This is a genomic window from Streptomonospora litoralis (genome assembly GCF_004323735.1).
In the GTDB taxonomy this organism is placed as follows: domain Bacteria; phylum Actinomycetota; class Actinomycetes; order Streptosporangiales; family Streptosporangiaceae; genus Streptomonospora; species Streptomonospora litoralis.
On sequence record NZ_CP036455.1, the window covers coordinates 2,980,362 to 2,996,740 of the forward strand.

At 71.4% G+C, this 16,379-nt stretch carries 13 protein-coding genes; 8 read left to right on the plus strand and 5 right to left on the minus strand.

Features of this window, described 5'->3' with window-relative positions:
- Window positions 1–117 precede the first annotated feature (117 nt).
- On the minus strand, window positions 118–561 hold the full coding sequence (locus EKD16_RS12815) for an SMI1/KNR4 family protein (RefSeq protein ID WP_131102475.1): 444 nt from the start codon (window positions 559–561) through the stop codon (window positions 118–120).
- Window positions 562–954: 393 nt separating this feature from the next.
- On the opposite strand from EKD16_RS12815, the gene EKD16_RS12820 reads away from it, so the two are divergent.
- The 3 genes from EKD16_RS12820 to EKD16_RS12830 all read left to right on the plus strand — a co-directional run bounded on the left by EKD16_RS12820 (window position 955) and on the right by EKD16_RS12830 (window position 4,161).
- On the plus strand, window positions 955–1,935 hold the full coding sequence (locus EKD16_RS12820; protein WP_207391289.1) for a hypothetical protein: 981 nt from the start codon (window positions 955–957) through the stop codon (window positions 1,933–1,935).
- A 150-nt stretch (window positions 1,936–2,085) separates the two neighbouring features.
- Window positions 2,086–3,372: a sensor histidine kinase gene (locus EKD16_RS12825; protein ID WP_131098595.1), complete on the plus strand. Its 1,287-nt coding sequence runs from the start codon at window positions 2,086–2,088 to the stop codon at window positions 3,370–3,372.
- A gap of 144 nt (window positions 3,373–3,516) precedes the next feature.
- Window positions 3,517–4,161, plus strand: coding sequence for a response regulator (locus EKD16_RS12830; protein ID WP_131098596.1), 645 nt, complete (start codon window positions 3,517–3,519; stop codon window positions 4,159–4,161).
- Between the two features lie 8 nt (window positions 4,162–4,169).
- Here the strand turns inward: EKD16_RS12830 and EKD16_RS12835 are convergent, their stop codons facing one another.
- The 4 genes from EKD16_RS12835 to EKD16_RS12850 all read right to left on the minus strand — a co-directional run bounded on the left by EKD16_RS12835 (window position 4,170) and on the right by EKD16_RS12850 (window position 8,958).
- Window positions 4,170–6,050, minus strand: coding sequence for an AMP-binding protein (locus EKD16_RS12835; RefSeq protein WP_131098597.1), 1,881 nt, complete (start codon window positions 6,048–6,050; stop codon window positions 4,170–4,172).
- A gap of 196 nt (window positions 6,051–6,246) precedes the next feature.
- Window positions 6,247–7,461, minus strand: coding sequence for a multidrug effflux MFS transporter (locus EKD16_RS12840; protein WP_207391562.1), 1,215 nt, complete (start codon window positions 7,459–7,461; stop codon window positions 6,247–6,249).
- Window positions 7,462–7,798: 337 nt separating this feature from the next.
- Window positions 7,799–8,194 (minus strand): DUF3037 domain-containing protein, encoded by a 396-nt coding sequence (locus EKD16_RS12845; protein WP_242676950.1) that lies wholly within the window; start codon window positions 8,192–8,194, stop codon window positions 7,799–7,801.
- An 8-nt stretch (window positions 8,195–8,202) separates the two neighbouring features.
- Window positions 8,203–8,958, minus strand: a complete 756-nt coding sequence (locus tag EKD16_RS12850; RefSeq protein ID WP_207391290.1) for a HipA family kinase — start codon at window positions 8,956–8,958, stop codon at window positions 8,203–8,205.
- Between the two features lie 42 nt (window positions 8,959–9,000).
- On the opposite strand from EKD16_RS12850, the gene EKD16_RS12855 reads away from it, so the two are divergent.
- The 5 genes from EKD16_RS12855 (at window position 9,001) to EKD16_RS12875 (ending at window position 16,279) form a co-directional block, all read left to right on the plus strand.
- Window positions 9,001–9,774: a nucleotidyltransferase domain-containing protein gene (locus tag EKD16_RS12855; RefSeq protein WP_131098599.1), complete on the plus strand. Its 774-nt coding sequence runs from the start codon at window positions 9,001–9,003 to the stop codon at window positions 9,772–9,774.
- Between the two features lie 304 nt (window positions 9,775–10,078).
- Window positions 10,079–10,951, plus strand: a complete 873-nt coding sequence (locus EKD16_RS12860) for a MerR family transcriptional regulator (RefSeq protein WP_131098600.1) — start codon at window positions 10,079–10,081, stop codon at window positions 10,949–10,951.
- A gap of 141 nt (window positions 10,952–11,092) precedes the next feature.
- Window positions 11,093–12,040 carry a DUF5996 family protein gene (locus EKD16_RS12865; RefSeq protein WP_131098601.1) on the plus strand — a complete coding sequence of 316 codons (948 nt, stop codon included), beginning with the start codon at window positions 11,093–11,095 and terminating at the stop codon, window positions 12,038–12,040.
- 334 nt (window positions 12,041–12,374) lie between these two features.
- Window positions 12,375–15,464: a DEAD/DEAH box helicase gene (locus EKD16_RS12870; RefSeq protein ID WP_242676951.1), complete on the plus strand. Its 3,090-nt coding sequence runs from the start codon at window positions 12,375–12,377 to the stop codon at window positions 15,462–15,464.
- Window positions 15,461–16,279 (plus strand): SWIM zinc finger family protein, encoded by an 819-nt coding sequence (locus EKD16_RS12875; protein WP_207391291.1) that lies wholly within the window; start codon window positions 15,461–15,463, stop codon window positions 16,277–16,279. Before EKD16_RS12870 ends, EKD16_RS12875 begins: the two co-directional genes overlap by 4 nt.
- The last annotated feature ends 100 nt before the right edge of the window (window positions 16,280–16,379 follow it).

A 16,379-nucleotide genomic window follows, 5' to 3' on the forward strand; every position in this document is an offset into this window, starting at 1 on the left:
GGGGGCAGACCACACACCCCGCACACCGCAGGGCGATGCCCGAAAAATAGCACAAAGTCGCAGGTCAGCCCGACCCCGCACCCCCACCCGCCGCAACACCCCAGCTCACGCCGCCCCTCAGCGGAACCAGCCGCCGCCCCCACCCAGGCACCGCACCAGATAATCCCGCAACGACGCCGCCACCAACCGCCGCCGATCACTCTCGTGATCCCACACCACGATCCCCGGCCCGTAGTCGGTATGCACCCACGCGAACTGCGGCCCCATGTCGCTGTCGCCGAAGAAGATCAACTCCTCGAACGGCGCATACAACTCCACATAATCCGGCTCCGCCCGCATCGCCAGATTGTCCTCCACCACCCGCCGCGCCGACCACACCACCGCATCCCCGTACTCGTTGCACACCCCGTCGCACTCGGCATACAACGACACCAGCTCCGAGGGCACCGGCAGCCCCAACTCCTTCTCGATCAAGGCGACCACCGCCTCATCGGCCGGCTCGGCCAACTCCGCCCGCGGATACAGCTCAACGATCAGTTCACGCCACACACACAGAATCATCACAGGTTGCGGCTTTACACGGGAAACCGGAGCCCGCGAGTTGCCCGATTCCCCCACCCGAACGGGAATAACACCCCACCCCCACCCGTTGCACCGACTGCGGACCGGTGCGGTAGCAAGTGTCCCCCGGGCTCCACTCAATGCCTTCGCGGAATACCGCGCCCCAGCGGCGGACTTCGGAACCGCGTTGCGCCACGCGCCGAGAGGCGACCGCCGCACCGGTCCGCACCTACGCCCCCGCCGGCACGCCACACGCGTGCCGGCGGAGGCGTTTTTCGTCCCGGAACCACCCACCCCGCCCGGAAACGCCCACCTCCCCCGGATGCGTGCCACCACCACCCCACACCAGGCTCAATGGCCCCACGCACCAGCACGCACCCGCCGGGAGGCCCCGTGCCCACCACAAGAGCCCGCCTGCTCGCCGCCACCACCGCACTGCTCACCCTGACCACCACCACACCCGCCACCGCCCAACCCCCCACCCAGCAACCCCGCTACCCCGGCCACACCACCAGCCGCTACATCACCGCCCACAACACCCCCGCCGACACCGCCCGCGCCGCCGACGCCGGCTGCGCCGCCGCCACCACCGCCCAACCCGGCCTGCGCATCCTCTTCCTCGGCACCCAAGAACACGGCAGCCGCCTACGCCACCCCGGCACCACCAGAACCACCACCACCCCCCGCATCCCCACCCGCGCCGCCGTCGACATCGCCGCCGCCTACGCCACCGGCTTCACCCGCTGCAACACCACCGACACCACCGCCCACCTCGCCCTCGGCGTCAACAACAAAGACGACGGCGGCATCGCCCCCGCCCGCGCCGGACGCAACTGGGCCCGCATCGTCGAAGCCGCCGCCCGCCGCGCCGACACCGACCACCTCACCATCACCGGCGCCATCGACGCCGAACCCTCCTGGTCCACCCCCGCCTGGGCCCGCACCTGGGTCGACGCCTACACCGCCACCACCGACCGCCGCCTCTACGCCGCCAACTCCGCCGGCGGCTGCCCCACCCCCGGACACACCTCCACCGCCTGCAACAACGGCTGGAAACTCGCCGACATCCACTACCTCGCCACCGGCGCCGCCCCCACCCTGCACGCCATCCCCCAGATCTACCGAACCGACGGCATCCAAGCCCGCCAATGGGCCGCCGTCAGCGCCTGGGGCGCCCACCACAAGAACCAGCCCGTCCGCTTCGCCGGCGCCCTGTCCCAACACACGGCCTGCACCCAACGCGGCGGCTGCACCCGCACCGACAACACCCCCGAAGCCGCCTGGCGGCAACTCCGCGACGCCCTCAACGCCCGAGCCGCCACAGCCGTCACCCGCCTGCCCTACGCCACCGACATGCGCTGGCCCGCCACCTGACCCGGCCCAACCGGCGCGCACCACTCACCCGCGGCCGACGGCCCGCACCCCCACCCCGACAGGGGAGACCGCACCACCGACCCCGCACCGCCGCAGAGGCCACAATGGAGGCGACGCACCCACACCAGCCCGCCACGAAGGACCCCGCCCATGGCCCGACCCCACTACCGCCACCACACCCGCTTCACCCAACTCGTGTGGTGCCTGCTGCTCACCGCCCACGCCGCAGCCGGGGTCCTCCTCCTCGCCCTCAGCCTCGCCGCCGCCGCCCTCTGCATCATCTGGGTCGGCCTGCCCCTCCTCGTCACCCTCACCCGCCTACTGCGCGGCCACGCCCACACCCACCGCCGCATGCTCGGCCACCTCCTCGCCGACGGCCCCATCCCCGCCCCCGCCTACCGCCCCCTCCCCGACAACCGCCTCACCACCCAGATCACCACCGTCCTCACCGACCCCGCCACCCGCCGCGACTACATCTGGCTCGCCACCAACGCAACCGCCGGCATCATGCTCGCAGCCCTCCCCAACGTCCTCCTCGCCCACGGCCTCCAAGCCCTCGCCTACACCTACACCTGGCGCTACACCACCAGCGCCTACGCCCTCCAACCCGTCACCACCCAAAACGACGCCTGGCCCGCCCTCATCACCGCCGCCCTCCTCCTCACCCTCGCCTACCTCCTCACCCCCACCGCCCTACACACCTACACCCGCCTCAACCGCGCCCTGCTCGCCCCCACCGAACAAGCCCGCCTCGCCGCCCGCGTCGCCCACCTCGCCACCACCCGCGCCCACACCATCGACACCCAAGCCTCCGAAATCCGCCGCATCGAACGCGACCTCCACGACGGCGCCCAAGCCCGCCTCGTCGCCCTCGGCATGAACCTCGGCATGGCCGAAGAAATGCTCACCGACAACCCCCAAGCCGCCCACCGCCTCCTCACCGAAGCCCGCGAATCCACCCGCCAAGCCCTCACCGAGCTCCGCGACCTCGTCCGCGGCATCCACCCACCCGTCCTCGTCGAACGCGGCATCGACGGCGCCGTCCGCGCCCTCGCCGTCACCCACCAGATCCCCATCACCGTCGACATCGACCTCCCCGGCCGACCCCCCGACCCCGTCGAATCCGCCGCCTACTTCGCCGTCGCCGAACTCCTCACCAACACCGCCAAACACGCCCACGCCACCCGCGCCTGGGTCCGCATCAACCACGGCCGCGACCGCATCGTCCTCATCGTCGGCGACAACGGCACCGGCGGCCTCGACCCCCGAGGCGGCACCGGCCTCACCGGTATCCGACGCCGCCTCTCCGCATTCGACGGCACCATGAACTCCGTCAGCCCCACCGGCGGGCCCACCATCATCACCATCGAACTGCCGTGCGAGACCGCATCCATGACCGAAGCCCCCACGCCCGCCCCCGACACCCACCCGAACTAACACACCGAGACACCCACCACCGGCGACAGCAGCAACCGGCGACCAGAACCACCACGCCCACGCCCGGTCCCCCCACAGGCCGCCTACCTAGCTACACTCACCCCGAAAGCGCCACCCAGGCCTGCACACCGAAGGAACCCCGCCGTGCGCGTCGTCATCGCCGAAGACCTCGCCCTGCTCCGCGACGGACTCATCCGCCTGCTCGAAGCCCACGACTGCACCGTCGCCGCCGCCGTCGACAACGGCCCCGACCTGCACAAAGCCCTCACCGAACACCGCCCCGACGTCGCCGTCGTCGACGTACGCCTACCCCCCACCTTCACCGACGAAGGACTCCAAGCCGCCATCAGCGCCCGCCAAACCCTCCCCGGCCTGCCCATCCTCGTGCTCTCCCAGCACGTCGAACAGCTCTACGCCCGCGAACTGCTCTCCGACGACCGCGGCGCCGTCGGCTACCTCCTCAAAGACCGCGTCTTCGACATCAGCCAGTTCCTCGACGCCATCAACCGCGTCGCCGCCGGCGGCACCGCAATGGACCCCGCCGTCATCTCCCAACTCCTGGCCAAACACACCGACGCCAGCCCACTCGCCCAACTCACCACCCGCGAACGCGAAGTCCTCGCCGAAATGGCCGAAGGCCGCTCCAACTCCGCCATCGCCACACGCCTTTACATAACCGAAAAAGCCGTCAGCAAGCACATCAACAGCATCTTCACCAAACTCGACCTGCCGCCCTCCACCGACGACAGCCGCCGCGTCCGCGCCGTCCTCGCCTACCTCAACCAGTAACCGCCCCACTACTCCCGCGGCGTCTCCCGACTGCGATACAACCCCTCGATCTCCTCCGCGAACGCCCGCAGCACCGCATCACGCCGCAGACTCCCATCCCCCAGCACCAGCCCCGCCGCCGCCGTGAACTCCTCCGCCAGCACGTGAAACGCCCGAACCGCCCACTCCGCCGGCACGGCGTGATTGGCCGCCACCACCGCAGAACGGATCTCCGCCCCCAGATCCGCATCCGCCGCCAACTCCGCACGCGTCATCGACAACGGCCGATTGTTCACCAACCGCCAGTACTCCACCTGGTCACCGGCCAACGTCACCAGCGCACTCGCATACGGACGCCCCCGCCCGATCACCATCGCCTGCGCCACCAGCGGATGCGCACACGCCCGCTGCTCCCACACCGCCGCATGATCGGGCTCGGCCTCCGCCGCCCCCGACGCACGAGCCCCCGGGCGCCCCCGCACCCCCGAACGGCTCGACTCGGCCCGCAACCGCCGACCCAACGCCACAAACCCCGACTCGTCCAGACTCCCCGCCACACCCGTGGCCAGCCAGCCCTCCCACAACGCCGAACGCGTCGCCTCCTCATCACCCCAATACCCCCCGAAGACCCACGGCCCCCGCACATACACCTCACCATCACCCGAGGGACGCACCTCCACCCCCGCAAGAGCCCGACCCACCGTCTGCACCCGGCGCTCCTGCGGCGACCCCGCCGTCACCACACCCCCCGACTCCGGCGTCCCCCACGCCTGCACCAACGGCACCCCCGCACCGTTGAAGAAACGCTCCAACCGCTCCGACAACCCCCCGCCGACACACACCACAAGCCGCACACGCCCACCCAGCGCCTCACGCACCCGGCTGAACACCCACTCGTACATCGCCCGCGACATCCGCCGCCACGCACCCTTGCGCTGCGCCTTGTCGTACTCCACAGCCAACTCCGTGGCCAGATTGAACGAATCCACGTTGTCCCAGCCGTTGCGCGGCGCCGCAGAACGCTCCGCCTGATACACCCGATCCACCAGCCACGGCCGGCACACCAGCACCCGCGGCGCGAACGTCCGCACCTCACGCCGCATCCGCGGACCCCACGACACGAAACCCACCGACGCACCCGTCAACGCGCACGCCACCAGCCCCGGCAAAGCCCCGGCCTCCCACAGCCCCAACTCCACCAGCACCCGGCCCACACCCGGCTCCTCGCGCTCACCACGGCGGCGCTCATCCCGAGCCGCCGAAGACAACCGCTCCACCACGGCCTCAGCCGCCGCCAGCACACCCCCGTGCGTCAACACCACACCCCGCGTGCGCACCACCGTGCTCACCGGATACACCACCGCCGCCACATCCGACGGCGACTGCTCCTCACGCCTGAACCGCACCGCCGTGGAGTCCATATACGCCCCCGGCCGCGCGATCGACTCCAAACCCCCCTGATCCAGCCGCCACACCCGCGCCAGATCACTCAACTCACGCCCCAGCGCCCCCACCGTCGCCGCGTGGCGCCCGTCCTCCAACACCACCGCCGCCGGATCGCAATCCCGCAGCACATAACCCAACCGCTCCGCCGACACCCCCGGAGCCAGCACCACGACCGCGGCCCGCACCACCCAGGCCGCCAGTACCACCACCGCACACGCCACACCCGGGCGCGCCACCACCACGATGCGGTCGCCCGCACCCACCCCCACCCCGATCAGCCCCTTGGCCACACCGGCCACCAGCGCCAGAAAGTCCCGCGACGACACCGGCTCCCAGCCCGTACCGTCCTCCGACAATCCCACCAGGACCTCGTCACGCGGAGCGTCCTCCGCCCACGCGTACGGCACATCACCCAACCCGCGAAGCCGCTCCTGCCCGCCAGCACCAACCGACGACTCCGCCATCAACGACCTCTCCTCAGACCAGACCATCGGCGGCGAAACACACAATCACCGCAGCCGAAGACACCTCACGCGAATGAGCCCCTACTGTGCACGTAATCCTCACCTCACGGCAACCCGGGCCGACACCCACACCGACCACGAAAAACGGCCCCGGCGCAACGCACCGGGGCCGCCCCCATCACACCATCATCCGACCTCACACAGCAGACCGCGCCGCCCGCCGCACCGTCGCCGCGAACACCACCGCAGCCAAGGCACCCACCGCCCCCATCACCACCGCCATACTCACCAGACTCGCCTCACCCGAAGGCGTCAACCCCGCCAGCGACGACACCCCGCCGCCCAGCGCGAACTGCAACGACCCCATCAGCGCCGACGCCGTACCCGCCACCGCCCGCGACTGCGACGAGATCGCCAACGTCGTCGCGTTGGGCATCACGAACCCCACACTGAACATCATCACGAAGAACACCGCCGTCAACGCCACCAACGCACCCGCGCCCGACACACCCGCCGCCGCCAGCACACCGAGCGCCGCCACAGCCGCCAATGCACCGCACAACCCGCCGGCCAACCGCCGCGACGTCTCCACCCGGCCGATCAGAAACGCGTTCACCTGCGTACCGACCATCAGCCCCGCCGTGTTGACCCCGAACATCAACGCGAACACCTGCTCCGAGGCACCCAGCCGACTCTGCGACACGAACGAGAACGACGACACGTAGGTGAACATCATCCCGAACGCCAACCCCAGCGTCAGCGCCGGACCCACGAACCGCACATCACGCACCAGGCCCCACACCGTGCGCGCCAGAGACACCACCCGAAACGGCCTGCGCACCGCAGCCGGCAGCGTCTCCGGCAGCGCGAAGAACACCACCACCAGGCTCACCAGCGACACCGAACCCAGCAGCACGAAACTCGACTGCCACGGACCCACCCGCAGCAACTGCGCACCCAGCACCGGCCCCAGCAACGGAGCCAACCCCGTCACCAGCATCAACCGGGAGAAGAACCGCGCAGCCTCATCGCCCTCGAACACATCGCGCACCACCGCCCGGGCGATCACCGCCCCCGAAGCGCCCGCGACACCCTGCACGAACCGCAGCACCACCAGCACCGGAGCCGACGGCACCAGCGCACACGCGAACGACACCAGCGTGAACACCGCGAACCCCACCAGCAGCGGCCCCCGCCGCCCCAGCGCATCACTCAACGGCCCGATCACCAGCTGCCCCAGCGACAACCCCAGCATGATCGCCGTCAACGTCAACTGGATCTGCGCCTGCGGCGCATGCAGATCCGCCGCGATCTCCGGAAACGCCGGCAGATAAAGATCCGTCGCCAGCGGACCGGTCGCCGTCAGTGTCCCCAGAACCAGCACCAGCAGCGCGAACGAACGCCGCGGCATGCGCCCCGACTCCTCGCGCAGCGCGATCCCGGCGACGGACTTCCCGGATAACCGGCTCTGCGACACGAAACGACCCTCCACAACCCTCGACGAACCGACACCCCGCACCACCGGGCGGGAAAAGGCGCACAACCGCCCTTAACAAGCAACGCCCCGCACGCCCCCGGGCATCCTTTCAAACGCCCCCGCGAGCGGTGACGTCGCCCACCCGGATCACTTAGTTAGCGTAACTAACCAAATCGTCGCAGGAAACCGCGTCTCCGCACCCCAGCCCCGACATCGCCGAAGCCCCACCACCACAGCGACCACATTAGCCCCCGCACACCACACCGGCCGCTCACAACACCAACCGCTCCGCCAACCGCTCCAACTCACCCGCCGCGTCCCGCGTCAAACCGGTATGAATCGCCCCCGGCTGCACGATCGTGCTCCGCGGCGCCGTCAACCACCGAAACCGCCGCCCCGCATCCTCCTCCCGCGCCGGCCCGGCCCCCGCGCCACCACGGCACACCAACTCCACCCCCTCCAGCGCCCGAGCGACACCATCCACGTCCACCCCCGGATCCAACGTCCGCAACCGCCGCGCATCCACCACGCACCGCGCACCCAGGAACCGCTGCGCACGGCAATACACGATCACCCCCGCATTGACCCGCTCCCCCCGCTCCAATCGCGGCACCACCCGAACCAGCGCATACTCGAACACATCACGCGCCACCGACACCTCAGGCACCCCGCCACTCACCGCGGCACCCCCTGCAGCCAAACGCGCTCACCCACCCGCGCCAGCAAGTGCGCCACATACGCATCGCGCACCCCCTCGGCAGACGAAAACCCCGGCTCATCCACCAACCAGTCGTCGGGAACCGAATCCACAACCCCTCGCAGCAACTCATCCGTCACCAACGGCGCCAACTCCGCATCCGCCGCCGCCACATCCGGCCCCACCGGCACCAGCACATGCTCGTCGGCGTCATAGGCCCGCGACGCCGCGCGCTCCGCATCACGCCAATTGTGATGAAAGATCAACGACGCGCCGTGGTCGATCAGATACGGCTCCCCATGCCACACCAGCATGTTCGGATTCCGCCACGTCCGATCCACATTGCCGACCAACGCGTCGAACCACAGAACCCGACCCGCGAAAACCGGATCCACCTCGAACACCTGCGAATCGAAACCCAACGCCCCCGGCAGGAAATCGATCCCCAGATTCAACCCGCCACTGGCCTTCAACAACTCCTGCACCTCGGGATCGGGCTCGCCGCGGCCGATCACCGCATCCACCCGCACCAGCGCCAGCATCGGAACCGGCAACCCCAGCGCCCGCGCCAACTCCCCCGCAATCACCTCGGCGACCAGCGACTTGCGACCCTGCCCCGCCCCCAGGAACTTCACCACATACATACCGCAGTCGTCGGCCTCGACCAGCCCCGGCAGCGACCCGCCCTCACGCAACGGCAGCACATACCGCGTCGCCGAAATCTCCTCTAGCACGCCGACAGCATACGGGCGCACCCCTGGGATACCGTTTCACCCATGCGGCTCAGCGACGACACCGAATTCAGCGAGCACGTCTCCCAAACCCTCGCCCAGGTCAACGGCGTCCGCGCCGTCGCCCTCGGCGGATCCCGCGCCACCGGCACCAACGCCACCGACAGCGACTGGGATTTCGCCATCTACTACCGCAACCGCTTCGACCCCGACGACCTGCGCGCCGTGGGATGGCCCGGCGAAATCTCCGAGATCGGCGGCTGGGGCGGCGGCGTGTTCAACGGCGGCGCCTGGCTGGAGGTCGACGAACGCCACGTCGACGTCCATTACCGCGACCTCGACGACGTCGAGTACCGCCTGGCCGAGGCCCGCAAGGGCCGCTTCGACGTCGAGATCCTCCCCTTCCACCGGGCCGGCATCCCCACCTACCTCGTCGTCGCCGAACTCGCCCTGACCGAAGTCCTGCACGGCGAACTCCCCCGCCCCGACTTCCCCGAGGAACTGCGCCGCCAGGCCCCCGAACGCTGGTGGACCCAGGCCAGGTTCGAGCTCGTATACGGCCGCAACGCCTACGCGGAACGAGGCCACCTGACCGGCACCGCCGGCACCATCGCGACCGCGGCGACCCAGGCCGCCCACGCGGTCATGGCGGCCCGCGCCACCTGGGTCACCAACGAGAAGCGCCTGCTCGACCTCGCGGGACTGCGCCACATCGACGACGTCCTGGCCGGGCTCGACACCGAGCCGGCCACCCTGATGGCGGCGGTCGACGCCACCAACCAGATCCTGGAGAAGGCGGTCAGCGAAGCGCGGTCCTGACCCCTCCACCCGGCCAGGGCGGCAGACCCGCCCTGCACACATGCGGCTGCGCTGGCCTTGTGACAGATGGTGCGGCGTAGCCGCTCCGTTTTGGTCGGGGTGGTTGTTTGGAACACAACAGCCACCTTTACAACGTAGATTTATAATGGGCGGTCGTTTCCAGGCGACCGCCCCGCGGTCATCAAGCAGGAAGGGCGCGTTTCCCGGCATTGGCGCAGGGCGGAGTGCATCGGGTTGCACCTTCCGCAGCGGCATGTGGTCCGGTGGACTCACGTCCCGCTCCCCTGAGGAAAGGTCCCTGCTCATGGATGCGTCCTTCCTGCCACCCCGCCAGGTCAAGATCGGTGACGCGGCGGCCTTCGCCGGCAGCACGCCACGGGCGATTCGCCATTACCACGGGATCGGCCTGCTCCCCGAGCCTGAGCGGGGCGGCGACGACCGCCGCCGCTACGGGTACGACGACATGATCCGCCTGCTGTGGATTCGCAAGATGGCCGACGCCGGGATCGCCCTGGACGACATCCGTGACGCCTTTACCACCCGCACGGCTTCCGCCGGTGCGGGCAGCGGAGACGGTATCGCGGACACCCTGGAGCGGTTGGCGGAAACCCTCGCCGAGCAGGAGGCGGAATTGCGGCGGCAGCGGACCGCCGTGCAGCGGATGCGCACCGAAGGCAGCCGGATGGGCCTGCTCTCCGACGTCGTCACCGAACGCCTCAAGAGCGTGCCGGAGGGCTCCCTGCGTCAGGCGGACCTGGACAGTCTGCTTGTCACCGAGCGGATCTTCGGCCCGCTCGGCGCGGCCGTCCAGGCCACCCGCTTCGTCGTCCTGGCCACGCATCCCACACTGCGGGAGGATTCCGACCGCATCGACGACGCCGAGGAGGCACTCGACGACAGTGTCGCCGTCGATGATCCACGGGTCGCTCAAGTTGCCGCCGAGCGGCACGCCTTCGAAAGCGCCCTCCAGGCCGTCATCGAGGAGTCCGGCCTGGATAAGGACGACGATGACCTCTTCGACGCCTGGGACGCTTCGCATCCTGCCACCGCCGATGGCGCTGACTCCATGAGCGCGGTCGAAGCCACCGGCAGGATGCCCTACGGCTTCTCCCCGGCCCGCCTGCGCTGTATGGAACTGGCCCAAGAGCTATCCGCCCAAGACTCACCCGCTATCTGAAACACGGCCTACTAGGGCGGGTCGGCCCGGAGAACGGGAACGCGGTCGGTGGGATAACCCGGTGAACGCGGGTAGCCACCGTGCAGAGCCCTGCGGTCCCGGCCGCAGCCGATTCGGCACACCCGGCGAAGGAGCCGCCCGATGACACCGTCCCGCAGCGGCACACCCGCCCCGGACTGGCCCGCACTGCCCGTCGGGGAATGGAGCGCCACCCGCGACACCCTGCACATGTGGACCCAGATCCTGGGCAAGGTGCGTCTGGCCCACGCTCCGATGACCAACCACTGGTGGCAGGTACCGCTGTACCTGTCGGCACGCGGCCTGACGACCTCCGCCGTCCCCGTGGACGGCGGGCTCTTCGACGCCGAGTTCGACTTCTGCGAACACCGGCTGCACCTGCGCAGCAGCGACGGCCGCAGCCGCGAGGTGGCCCTGGAGCCCAAGCCCGTCGCCGCGTTCCACGCCGAAACGGCCGATGCGCTGCGGGCCATCGGCGTCGACCCGCGCATCACGGCCTCGCCGGTGGAGGTCGAGCACGCCGTGCCCTTCGCCGAGGACACCGAGCACGCCTCTTACGACCCCGACCACGCACACCGCTTCTGGGGCCAACTCGTGGCTGCCCACCGCGTGCTCAGCCGCTTCCGCGGCCGCTTCATAGGCAAGAGCAGCCCGGTGCACTTCTTCTGGGGCGCGATGGACCTGGCGGTGACCCGGTTCTCCGGGCGCGAGGCCCCGCCCCATCCGGGCGGCGCGCCCAACTGCGGCGACTGGGTGATGGTGGAGGCCTACTCCCACGAACTCTCCAGCTGCGGGTTCTGGCCCGGGGGGTCGGCGGAGGGCAGCTTCTACTGCTACGCCTACCCGGAGCCGGCCGGCTTCGCCGAGCACTCCGTGGGTCCGCAGGGCGCGTACTACGACCGCGCGCTGGGCGAGTTCCTGCTGCCCTACGCCGACGTGCGGCGCGCACCCGACCCCGAGGCGGTGCTGCTGGAGTTCCTGCAGGGCAGCTACGAGGCTGCCGCCGTGAACGGTGGATGGGACCGGCCTTCGTTGGAGGACGATCCGGTGCGGCGTGCGTCGCCTCGATGATTGGTAGTGCTTCGTCGAGGCCGCCCAGCGGGCCGGCGCCGCTCGTCGGTTGAGGCAGGGTCAGCGGGCGCGACCAGATGTACCTGGGGAAGCGAATCGAGCTCAGCAGTCTTTACTTAATGCCTTTACAATGTAGATCGGTAAATCCGTTTCGCCGAACCCCGCGGCTGCGTAGCGATGCTGCGCATCGTGCGGCGGCCGCGGCCGCTGATTCCGCATGCGCAGCTGGGCTCGTTCCACCGCGCCGGTGACAGGTCGAGGCGCCTTGGCCTGTCACCGGCGCGCGGTAGCGTCTGCCTCGGCAAGACGCACCGGTGACAGGCGAGGGGGCGATGTGCTGGTCCTGCACGGCTGGTGGCGCTCGCACACGCAGCAGCCGCCAGGGCACATCGTGCTGTGGGCCGAGGAACCGCCCCTCCCCTCCCCCGCACGTGAGGTGCCCGTGGCCGACGGCGCCGCACCAGACCACCCGTTTGCCGCAACTGCCGATCGCCTGCGCAGTACGCTGAGCGCGCTCGGTGTCTCCGTCCCCGACCACTGTGCCGACGAGGCGAGGCTGCACCTGCCCGCGGCCGGCGGCGCACCCCTCCCCTCCCCCGCCGTCGCACCACCCGAGCGCGGCGGCACCGCCCCTTTGCACGCCCGCGGCCGGGCGAGTTGGCGTGTGCCCTGCCTGCACGTCGCCGCCGACTCCGCGCCCGCGCTGCTGTCGGCGCTGCACAGCGGTTCGGCCACCGGTGCCGAGCAGATCTCGGCTGGTCCCTCGATCGCCCACCTCGCCGCCGTCGACGCCTTCGCCGCCCGGCTGGTCGAGGCCGCTCGACTGCTGCCGCGCCTGGTCGGCGACCCGCCCCAGGCCCGGTGGCGGCCCGTCCTCGCCGGAGCCGCCGCCGAGCACTTCGCCGACCTCGCGGCCGCCCTGCCGCCGTCGGCCGCCCCGCCCGAGGCGGCACAGCCCGCACGCACCGCCGTCCACCGCTGTCTGGGCGACCTGCTCGACGCGCGCGCCCGAGCCCGGCTGACAGGCGGCGCCGCACTGGGGCGGCACCCGCTCACCGACGCGCTCTCCGGCACCGACGCCGCCGTGTCCGGCACCAGCGGTGCCGTCCACCAGACCGCAGCGCGGCTGCGCCTCTGGCACGACGACACCCGGCGCGACGCCGCCGGCGCACGGCTGGTCTTCCGGCTCGTCGAGCCCGAACCCGACCCCACCGGGAACGAGCCGTCCGGCCGGGGCGAGCAGTGGCGGGTGGAGTTCTGGGTGCAGTCCGGCGACGACCCCAGCCTCCAGGTCGCGCTGTCGGCGCTGTGGCTGGGCCAGGGCGCTCAGCGCCTGCCCACCGGAGTGGAGGCGGCTGTCCTCGCCGACCTCGCCCGCGCGGCGCGGTACTACCCCGCGCTGCGCGCCGTCCTGGCCGAGCCCGCCCCCTCGGCGCTGACGCTGAGCACCGGAGGGGCCCACGCGTTCATCCGCGACATCGCGCTGCGGCTCAGCGGCGCGGGTTTCGCCGTCGTCCTGCCCGAATGGTCGGGCCGCCGCTCACTCGGCCTGCACCTGAAAGCCCGCGAACACTCCGGTGGCGGCGGCATCGGCACCGACGACCTGGTCGACTTCTCGCTGGAAGCCGTCTGCGACGGCGAGGCCGTCGACCTGGCGGAACTCGCCGAGCTGGCCCGGCTGAAAGAGCCGCTGGTGCGCCTGCGCGGCCGCTGGATCGAAGTCGACCCCGGCCACCTGCGCACCGCCCTAGCCTACCTGCGCCGCCGCGGCAGCGGCACCGTGCGCCGCGAAGACGCGCTGCGCATGGCCGTCGATCCCGCAGGCACGACGCCGCTGCCCGTCACCGGTGTCGACGCCGACGGCGCACTGGGCGAACTCCTCAGCGGCGCCACAGAGGCCCACATGGCGCCGCTGGAGGCGCCCGAAGGCTTCACCGGCAAGCTGCGCCCCTACCAGAGCCGCGGCGCCGCCTGGCTGCGCTTCCTCGGCGAGCTGGGTCTGGGCGCGGTACTGGCCGACGACATGGGACTGGGCAAGACCGTGCAGCTGCTGGCGCTGCTGGCCGACGAACGCGACCCCGCCGCCGCGCGGAGCCCAGGGCCGACCCTTCTGGTGTGCCCGGTCTCGCTGGTGGGCAACTGGCAGCGCGAGACGGCCGGGTTCGCCCCGCAGCTGGCCGTGCACGTCCACCACGGCCCCGCGCGGCTGCACGGCAACGAACTGGCGCGGGCCGCAGGCGCCGCCGACCTGGTGGTGACCACCTACGGCATGGTGCTGCGCGACGCCGACGAGCTGGCGGCCATGCCCTGGCACCGGCTGGTCTGCGACGAAGCGCAGGCGCTGAAGAACTCCGGTACCCGCCAGGCACAGGCCGTGCGCCGGCTGAGCGCCCGCACCCGCATCGCGCTCACCGGCACTCCGGTGGAGAACAACCTCGGCGAGCTGTGGTCGGTCATGGAGTTCGCCAACCCGGGACTGCTCGGCTCCCAGCGGTCCTTCCGCGAGGGCATCGCCGCCCGGGTGGAGCGGGCGGCCGCCGCGGCTGCGGCCGAGGACGGAACCCCCCGAACGGGTGCCGCCGCCGTCGACGACAGCACCCGGGAGCTGCGCCGCATCACCGGCCCCTTCATTCTGCGCCGGCTCAAAACCGACCGGGCGATCATCTCCGATCTGCCCGACAAGCAGGAAAGCCGCGCCTGGTGCACGCTCACCCCCGAACAGGCCAGCCTGTACCAGGCCGCGGTCGACGACATGACCCGGCGCCTCGCGGAGACGGCGGACGAGCACCGCAAGGGCGTCGTGCTGGCGGCCATGGCCCGCCTCAAGCAGATCTGCAACCACCCCGCCCAGTTCCTCGCCGACGGCTCGGCACTGGCGGGGCGCTCGGGCAAGCTGGAACGCCTGCAAGGTTTGCTGGAGCATGCGCTCGCGGCCGGCGACAAGGCGCTGTGCTTCACCCAGTACACCGGTCTGGGCGAACTCCTCGCCCCTTACCTCGCCGAACGGCTGGGCCGCGAGGTGCTGTGGCTGCACGGCGGCACCCCGCGCGCCCGGCGCGAGGAGCTGATGCACCGGTTCCAGACCGCCGCCGAGCCCGCGGTCTTCCTGCTGTCGCTGAAGGCGGCCGGAACGGGCCTGAACCTCACCGCCGCCAACCATGTGCTGCACATCGACCGGTGGTGGAACCCGGCCGTGGAGGACCAGGCCACCGACCGCGCCTTCCGCATCGGGCAGCGCCGCGACGTGCAGGTCCGCAAGCTGATCTGCGTGGGGACGCTGGAGGAGCGGATCGACGCGATGATCGAACGCAAGCGGCGGCTGGCCGAGAGCGCGGTGGGCTCCGGCGAGGACTGGCTGGGCGACCTCTCCACCGGGCACCTGCGCGAGCTCGTGCGCCTGGCGCCCGAGGCGGTGGCGGCATGACGCCCGCCGCCGGCGGCCCGTCCGGTGCACAGGGCGGCAGGTGGCTCGCCGACCGCTTCGCCGCGATACTCACCGACGAGGGCGACACCTCCCGGGTACGGCGCGGCCGCGCCTACGCCGACCAGGGCGCGGTGTCGCGACTGCGGGTGCGTGCGGGCGAGGCCGCCGCCCGGGTGCGGGGATCGCGGGGCGAGCCCTACCGCGTCAGCGTCATCGTGCCGGTGCTGAGCCAGGCCGAGTGGGACACGCTCGCCCGCGCGCTGGCCGGGCAACCGGTGTTCGGGGCGGCGCTGCTGTCGGGCGGATTCCCCGCGGAGCTGGAGCGGGTCGGCGACGTGCTGGGGCTGCGCCTGGTGCCGCGCGGCCTCGGCGACCTGGTGCTGAACTGCTCCTGCCCCGACTGGGGGGCGCCCTGCAAGCACGCCGCTGCCGTGCTGTTCGCTCTGGCCGAGGAACTGGCAGCGGACCCGTTTCTGCTGGTCGAGTGGCTCGGCCGACCGCGGGGTGAGCTGCTGGCGGACCTGCGCCGCCACGCCCGCCGCCCGGCCGCCCTGCCCGAGCGCGAGGCGGCGCTGTCCGAACCCGAGCCGCCCGCCGGTCCCGCCCCCGAACCGCCGCAGGACGCGGCCGACTACTGGAAGGCGCCCGCCCTGCCCCGGCCGGTAGACCTGGCCGGGATCCCCTCGGCGCTGACGGTCACCGCCCCTCCCCCGCCGGGTGACGACGAGGACGCCGCGCAGGCCGACCTCGCGGAGCTGCTGGCTCCCCTCTACGCGCGTTTCGCCCGGCACGGCCCGGGTGAGCGGGGCGAGTGAGGCCGCCCCGGCGCTTGCCCTTCCCGGCACTCCCGATCGACGTGGCACTCCGCGCCGCCGCACCGGCTCGGGAAACGAGGACCCGGGGAACGGCCGGGCT

Bases quoted from the DNA above. Each gene is read 5' to 3' on its own strand.
- EKD16_RS12825 (WP_131098595.1), top strand. From the start codon at position 2,086: ATGGCCCGACCCCACTACCGCCACCACACCCGCTTCACCCAACTCGTG.
- EKD16_RS12855 (WP_131098599.1), top strand. From the start codon at position 9,001: ATGCGGCTCAGCGACGACACCGAATTCAGCGAGCACGTCTCCCAAACC.
- EKD16_RS12875 (WP_207391291.1), top strand. From the start codon at position 15,461: ATGACGCCCGCCGCCGGCGGCCCGTCCGGTGCACAGGGCGGCAGGTGG.
- EKD16_RS12860 (WP_131098600.1), top strand. From the start codon at position 10,079: ATGGATGCGTCCTTCCTGCCACCCCGCCAGGTCAAGATCGGTGACGCG.
- EKD16_RS12865 (WP_131098601.1), top strand. From the start codon at position 11,093: ATGACACCGTCCCGCAGCGGCACACCCGCCCCGGACTGGCCCGCACTG.
- EKD16_RS12835 (WP_131098597.1), bottom strand. From the start codon at position 6,050: ATGGCGGAGTCGTCGGTTGGTGCTGGCGGGCAGGAGCGGCTTCGCGGG.
- EKD16_RS12840 (WP_207391562.1), bottom strand. From the start codon at position 7,461: ATGCCGCGGCGTTCGTTCGCGCTGCTGGTGCTGGTTCTGGGGACACTG.
- EKD16_RS12815 (WP_131102475.1), bottom strand. From the start codon at position 561: ATGATTCTGTGTGTGTGGCGTGAACTGATCGTTGAGCTGTATCCGCGG.